5 protein-coding genes and 1 pseudogene are annotated in these 6,861 nt (G+C 34.9%); 1 reads left to right on the top strand and 5 read right to left on the bottom strand.

Annotated elements, in window-relative coordinates:
* A partial coding sequence (locus tag AC220I_RS15870) for a hypothetical protein (protein WP_486724837.1) occupies window positions 1-315 on the top strand: 315 nt, incomplete at its 5' end.
* A 62-nt stretch (window positions 316-377) separates the two neighbouring features.
* Here the strand turns inward: AC220I_RS15870 and mnmL are convergent.
* The 5 genes and pseudogenes from mnmL to AC220I_RS15845 all read right to left on the bottom strand — a co-directional run.
* Entirely contained in the window at window positions 378-1,307 is a 930-nt protein-coding gene (mnmL, locus tag AC220I_RS15865; protein WP_486724836.1) for a tRNA modification radical SAM protein MnmL/YtqA, read from the bottom strand.
* 42 nt (window positions 1,308-1,349) lie between these two features.
* Window positions 1,350-1,748, bottom strand: a complete 399-nt coding sequence (locus AC220I_RS15860; protein ID WP_486724835.1) for a response regulator — start codon at window positions 1,746-1,748, stop codon at window positions 1,350-1,352.
* Window positions 1,749-1,753: 5 nt separating this feature from the next.
* Window positions 1,754-4,762 (bottom strand): PAS domain-containing hybrid sensor histidine kinase/response regulator, encoded by a 3,009-nt coding sequence (locus AC220I_RS15855; protein ID WP_486724834.1) that lies wholly within the window; start codon window positions 4,760-4,762, stop codon window positions 1,754-1,756.
* A 266-nt stretch (window positions 4,763-5,028) separates the two neighbouring features.
* The gene (gene hydF / locus AC220I_RS15850) at window positions 5,029-6,225 is read right to left on the bottom strand and encodes a [FeFe] hydrogenase H-cluster maturation GTPase HydF (RefSeq protein WP_486724833.1); all 1,197 of its coding nucleotides are present in this window, start codon (window positions 6,223-6,225) and stop codon (window positions 5,029-5,031) included.
* Between the two features lie 14 nt (window positions 6,226-6,239).
* Window positions 6,240-6,861, bottom strand: a pseudogene (locus tag AC220I_RS15845) ([FeFe] hydrogenase H-cluster radical SAM maturase HydG); the annotation flags it as partial.

Here is a 6,861-nt window from a genome sequence, read left to right as displayed (position 1 = left end):
TTTGTATTTTTCTTTTCATTCGTTTTTCTACTTTATGCTCAGCCTAAACCCGTATATGGTTTAGATCGATTTTTCGACTATTTTAGAGTCCAGGCTTGGAATTCAACCTATTATGTTTTGTCTCTCTTATCAAGTCTCATAAATATTGGTATTGCAATATACGGTTTAATACTAAATGCTACTAAAATCAAATCGGATAAGGATCGTTTTAACCGATTACTAATCGTAACCTTAATATTATCAGTGATATTGCTCCTAGTTTTAGTCTATTTATTTGCTACAGTTCCAATCTTTACTGGCAATAAGGTCTATTAAGGATTTCCAAAAAATTCAAAGCGCATTCATACCCCTAACACAGGGTATTGAATGCGCTTTTTTTAACATTTAGAGCCTTGCGAGGTTCCCCTCGCTTTTAATTCCTTATCAATGCCGTTTAATACAGCACGTTTATTTTTAATCCAATTGGGTGCAATTAAAAGGTCTTTCGGTCCATCACCCGTAAGTCTATGAATTACAATATTTTCATCTAGCCTTTCTATTGCATCACAAATCAACTTAATATATGCCTCCTGTGATAGTAAATCAAAAGGGGATTCCTGATAATAATGCTCAAGATCACTACCCTTCAACACATTTAACATGTGAAATTTAACACCAAAAGGCTGCAATTTAGATACATAAGAAACCGTTTCAAGCATCTGGTCTCGGCTTTCCCCTGGTAGTCCAAAGATAAGGTGAATGACTACTTTGATATTTTTAGACTTCAAGGCCTTATATTTTTCTTCAAATAAAGCGAGAGGGTAATGCCTTCTAATGATTTCTGCACTTTTTTCATGAATAGTCTGCAGCCCAAGTTCAACCCAAAAGACACCCTTGTCATTATAAGTTTCAAACAATTCAATAACCTCATCTGATATACAATCCGGTCTAGTGGCTACAGCAAGTCCAATAATATCTTGATCTAAAGTTGCTTCATCATATAAGGCTCTAAGCACTTCTACAGCTTTATAAGTGTTAGAATAGTTTTGAAAATAACTCATATATTTGGGTGATTGCCATTTAGGACTCAGCAGTGATTTCTGCGCCTCAATTTGTGTCGCTATGGGAGAGGTTGTGCGAATTTGAAAATGTTCTGTATCACCTGTATACTCCCCAGAGCCAAGCTCTGAACAAAAGAGACATCCCCTTGTATCGATCTTTCCATCACGATTTGGACATGTAAAACCACCATCTATAGAGAGTTTGACGACTTTCATTCCCAAAGTGGTCTTAAAATAATCATTTAATGTATAATAGGCTTTTTTCATTATACTCCTTACAATTGACTTTTTTTAGTATATATCACGATTCTACTGATCAATAAGCTCTAATTTTCTAAGAACCTCAACAAATTTGTCAATATCAATTGGTTTCACAGCATAACCCTCTGCCCCAATTTCAAAGGCACTTTTAACTTTTTCTGTGGCATTTAGCGCTGTTGTCATAATAACCTTGCATCTATTTTCTTTTGGAATTTTGCGTTCTTCTTCCAACACTCTGATGGTCTTGAGTACATTTACCCCATCAACTTCTGGCATCATAATATCTAAACAAATTAAATCATAGTAGTTACCTTCATCCAGGGCCATTATGAACACTTCTAGCGCTTCGATCCCGTCTACAGTGACATCGCATTCACCATAATTCGATAAAAACTTGTATAAAAAAGTACGGCTTACATAATCATCTTCTGCTATTAAAATTCTCATAATATTCACCTTTCCATCTCTTCAATTAATTTAAGATAGTAACTTTCAAAAATTTCTATTTCTTCTCTTCTCAGAGCAAGTTCCATTTTTAACATGAGCCTTTTATAGTTCATATCGTAACTCACTCTTTTTTTAATGACTGCAAGCTGAGCCTCAGCTTCCAGAAAATCACTTTTCTCAATGTTTAAAAGAACTTCTTCAAGCATTTTCTTGAGTACCCTGAATTCAAGTCTGCTTGTGTCCTTATCCCTGGTGTTTATTCTGTTTAAAATATCATGAGCAGAGGTTTCATTTTCTACATCTAGTTTACCATGCTTCATAATAATGTCAAAGAATAGCTTTGTATCAATAGGTTTAGATAAGTAATCGTCGAAGCCTTCGTCAATCAAACGCTTTCGATCCTCTTTTAAAGCGTAGGCAGTCAATGCAATGATTGGTGTATAAGACTTCTTCTGGATTTGTATATCTCTAATTCGCTTTGCAGCTTCTATACCGTTCATATTGGGCATTTGAATGTCCATAATGACCAAATCATAATTACCTTCCTTAAACATAGCAAGGCAGTCTGCACCATCTTGAGCAATCTCCACCCTATGACCTTGCAAATTCAAGAGTTTCTCAACCACAATTTGATTTACTTTATCATCTTCACCAACCAAAACCTTTAATTTCTTGTTGACGTTTTGAATAACAAGATCACTATTTTTTGAATCATTAACAACCTCATCCGTCAGCATATATGGTAGTGTTAATATAAAGTTTGATCCCATATTGGGCTCTGATGTTACATATAGACTACCCTTCATCAGTTCAGCCATACTCCTTGAAATAGTCAAACCTAGACCAGTACCGCCGTATTTTCTAGTCGCACTGGAATCCGCCTGATTAAAGCTCTCAAAAATCTTATCTTGATCTGATTTTGAAATGCCAATGCCACTATCGATTACTTGGAAAGTTACTTCAATAAGCTGTTCGCCATCCTGCCTAAAGGCTACTTTGAGTTTGACAAAGCCCCTCTCTGTAAATTTGATTGCATTTGAAATTAAATTGTTTAGAATTTGACCCAACTTGTGTTCATCACCAATGACATTATCAGGAAGTCCTTCATCAATCTCTAATATAAACTCAATATTTTTTTCAATTGCTTGAAGAATTAAGGGTTTAGTATGTTGATTTAAGAAACTTTTGAGATTGAAAATATGCTCTTCTACGACCATTTTACCAGCTTCTATCTTAGAGAAATCAAGCACACTGTTGATGATTTTAAGTAAAGAAATGGCACTTTCCTTAACCATTTCGAGATTTGAACGCTGATGCTTATCAAGGTTACTCATTAAAGTCAATTCAGTCATACCAATGATTCCATTCATAGGCGTTCTAATCTCATGACTCATATTAGCCAAGAATAAGCTCTTGGCACGATTTGCCTCATCAGCAAGCAATTTTGAAGTTTTCAATTCCTCTCTATACTTAACTTGTTCAGTAGAATCTCTTAAAACAAATACATATGCAGTTTGATCATTAAAATTAATCACATTCCCCACAGTTTGAAGCCATTTTAAACTGCCATCCTTGGTCTTAATTCTAAACTCGATCTTAGAATGACTATCAAACTCTGCAGTCAAGCCACTCTCAAATAAAGTTTCAGAGACATCATCTCTATAAATGAAATTTCTGAAATCTTGGTGGATAACCTCATCAATTTCATAACCTGTCAACCATTTCACAGAAGGTGATGCATAGGTGATTAAATTGTGAATATCAATTTGGATGATGGTATCTAGCATACTGTCCGTGAGCAACCTTAAATTTCGCTCACTCTTCACTAGATCTTTTGACATCCTTTTATAATCCGTTATATCCTGAAGGGCAATAATGATATGTAATCTATTGTCTACAATGGCCGGAGACGCATTTAATCTCAAATACCGATTCTCATTGATTTGATGACTGGAATCCTTAAAAATAATTTCCATGCCCCTAACAATCATTTTTTTCTCTAAAACACGACGAAGTGTACGCTCTATCATGCAGTCATCACAAAGCAAACAAACCGGATTATCTTCATCCGTATGATAGGTACACAAAAACAACTGAACAAAGTTTTCATTTACTAAGTTCTTAAGTGGTACATTAAATATTTTAACAATTTCCTGATTCAACTTAATCATTTTGAAGTTTTCATCAATAATAGCAAGCCCTACCGTTGTATTTTCAAATATTGCCTCTAACTTGGCTTTTTCATATTCCAGGTGCTTCTCAGTTTCTTTTTTCGTGGTAATGTCGCTGAGCATGATGACATAATTTATGGTATTCCCATGTTCATCTCTAACCGCTTGCATTTGAAGACTTTCCCAATATACTTCCCCCTTGCTAGATTTCATCATTATTTCCGTGTTCCATTTTGACCGATAATCAATATAGAAGTTTACCATTTCTTCAAAATCTGACTCCCTTCTGGAAATGAGTAAATCTAACGCATTACGTCCGATTAAGGAATCGTCTTTTTCGAAATACTTATTCATAAAATATGGATTACAATACTCAATGGTCCAAGATATATCGGTGATGATCATGGAAGTATTACTTTGTTCTACAAGGCTCGAAAACTTTAACAATTTCTGTTCTGCTCTGACCATCCTATCCATGTCCCTAAAGATAATCACATAACCGGTTATACCTTTATTTTCATCATGTGAAGCAGAAATGCTAGCTGATATGTATTTATAATTACCTTCACCAATTTTCAACAAGGTGTCCTTTGGCAAATTAATGGATTGGGTATTTGCCATTAGTTCCGTCATTGGCAAAAGTATGGATTGCAAATTGAGTTGGTTTACAATTTCAAAAACTTGATCTATATGTGAACCGATGATCAATTTTTTGTTTTTTTCCAAAAGCTCACAGGCTTTATGATTGACAAATGTAACATTTTTTAGTTCATTTGCAATTAAGATGCCTTCACCTGCAACTTCAATGATTTTAATGAGATTCAAACGATCTATATGATCCATAATAGCTCCTTATATTTTGATTGAAACTTTATATCCTATTTTTAACCACTCATTGGAAATTTAAACAAACATTTGAACTTGATAACTTGTATCCTTAAGTAAATTCCATATTTATTTTATTGTGATTCTGGCAGAATTACATAATCTTCCGATACCTTATCATTTAGCCCATCATGTTTGAGGCTAACATTATGCATAAGAGCTTTTAGATCAATTATTTGTGACATAAAAAAAGTGCCAAAATAAATTTGGCACTCTTAAAGCAATTATTCATTTAAATTAAGAATCTCGACACTTCTTTCCAATATTCCATTAAAATAAGCCAATGCAAGACCGTAGTTTGTAATATATACATTTTGATTTTCACATAGATCAATTCTCGTCTGCATACTTTTTCGATTCATCATGCAAGCCCCACAATGAATGATTAAATCAAACTCATTTGGATTTTCAGGGAAATCATGCCCCATGGAAAAAGTAATTTGAACTTGATCTGATATCTTATTTCTTATGAGCTTTGGTATTTTAACTCGACCAATATCCTCATGTGAATGATTGTGAGTACAGCTCTCTGAAATCAATATCTTGGCATCGGGCTTTAGTGCTTTAAAAGCATTAACACCTTCAATTAGACTCTTAATCTCCCCTTTTTGCCTTGCAAACAAGATCGAAAAACTTGTGAGTTTAATATGGTCAGGTACAATTTTACTGACTTCAGCAAAAGCTTGTGAATCGGTAACCACTAAATCGACTTTTGGCAATTCTTTTAGCGCTTCTTCAAGTTCAGTATCTCTTACAACATAGCTTTTAATGCCGTGATCAAGACAGTCTCTTATGAGTTGTACTTGTGGCAAAATTATTCTGCCCTTTGGTGCTTCAGAGTCGATTGGTACAACTAAAACGACTGTACTTCCATAGGGTAACAAGTCTCCCACTATAACGGGTTCTTCCTCTAATTTGGTCAACTGACTCATCAACTTCTGGTTAAGATCATGAATATCTGATAAAACCTTAGTAGATACAAAGCTTACTTCTCCAAAAGCATCAACAATTGTCTTTTTCTGTTCCTCTGATATTAAATCTGCCTTGTTAACAACACACATATGTGGAATACGATATTTTTTAAAGGTGCCAGTCATTTGTTTGTACTCATCGAAATCAGGCTCAGTGCCATCCACAAGATAAATTGCAAAATCCGTTCTACTAAGCATCTTTTTAGATTTTTCAACTCTCAGATCACCAAGAATTCCCTCGTCATCAAGACCAGCAGTATCTATAAAAACAACCGGTCCAAATGGAATGAGCTCCATTGCCTTAAAAACAGGGTCTGTTGTAGTCCCTTCAACTTCAGAAACCACAGCCACATCTTGTCCGATAATTGCATTAAAAAGAGATGATTTACCTGCATTTCTATTGCCATAAATCCCTATATGAAAGCGATTTGCATTAGGTGTTTTGTTCATTTCTGCCTCCCAATCTATAAGAAAATATCTCTTTTACCTTCTGACAAGTCTTTTAGACCATTAATAACGATTTGTTTAGTCTCAGGCTTTTTGATTTTTTCAACCTCTTTTGCAATAAATTCATCTGCCATTTCCTTTAATTCTTCATCACCAAAATCTAATGCAAACTCCTTGAGTGTCATTAAGGCATTTGGCTGGCATACATGCTGAATCTCGCCAGATTTTGCGAGTTTCATAAATCGATCACCCGTTCTACCCATTCTATAACATGATGTACAGTAGCTTGGGATAAATCCATCCTGAATTAAGCCTTTTAAAACTTCTACTGGTGATCTTTCGTCAGAAATAGCAAACTGTTTAACATCCGTTACACCAGCTTCTTCCTCTTTATAACCACCTACACCAGTACATGAACCGGCACTAAGCTGTGAAACACCGTGATGGAGCAATTCTTTACGGATTTCTTTCGTTTCTCTTGTAGACAAGATAATGCCAGTAAAAGGAACCGCAATTCTTAGGATTGCTACAATCTTTTTAAAGGTCTCATCGTCTATTAATGAATTGAACTCCACCATTTCCATTCCTTCAGCCTTTTTAATACGTGGCACGGAAATCGTATGGAAGCCTACACCATAA

This window comes from Fusibacter sp. (genome assembly GCF_057447755.1).
This window is presented reverse-complemented; position numbering and strand designations above follow the sequence as displayed.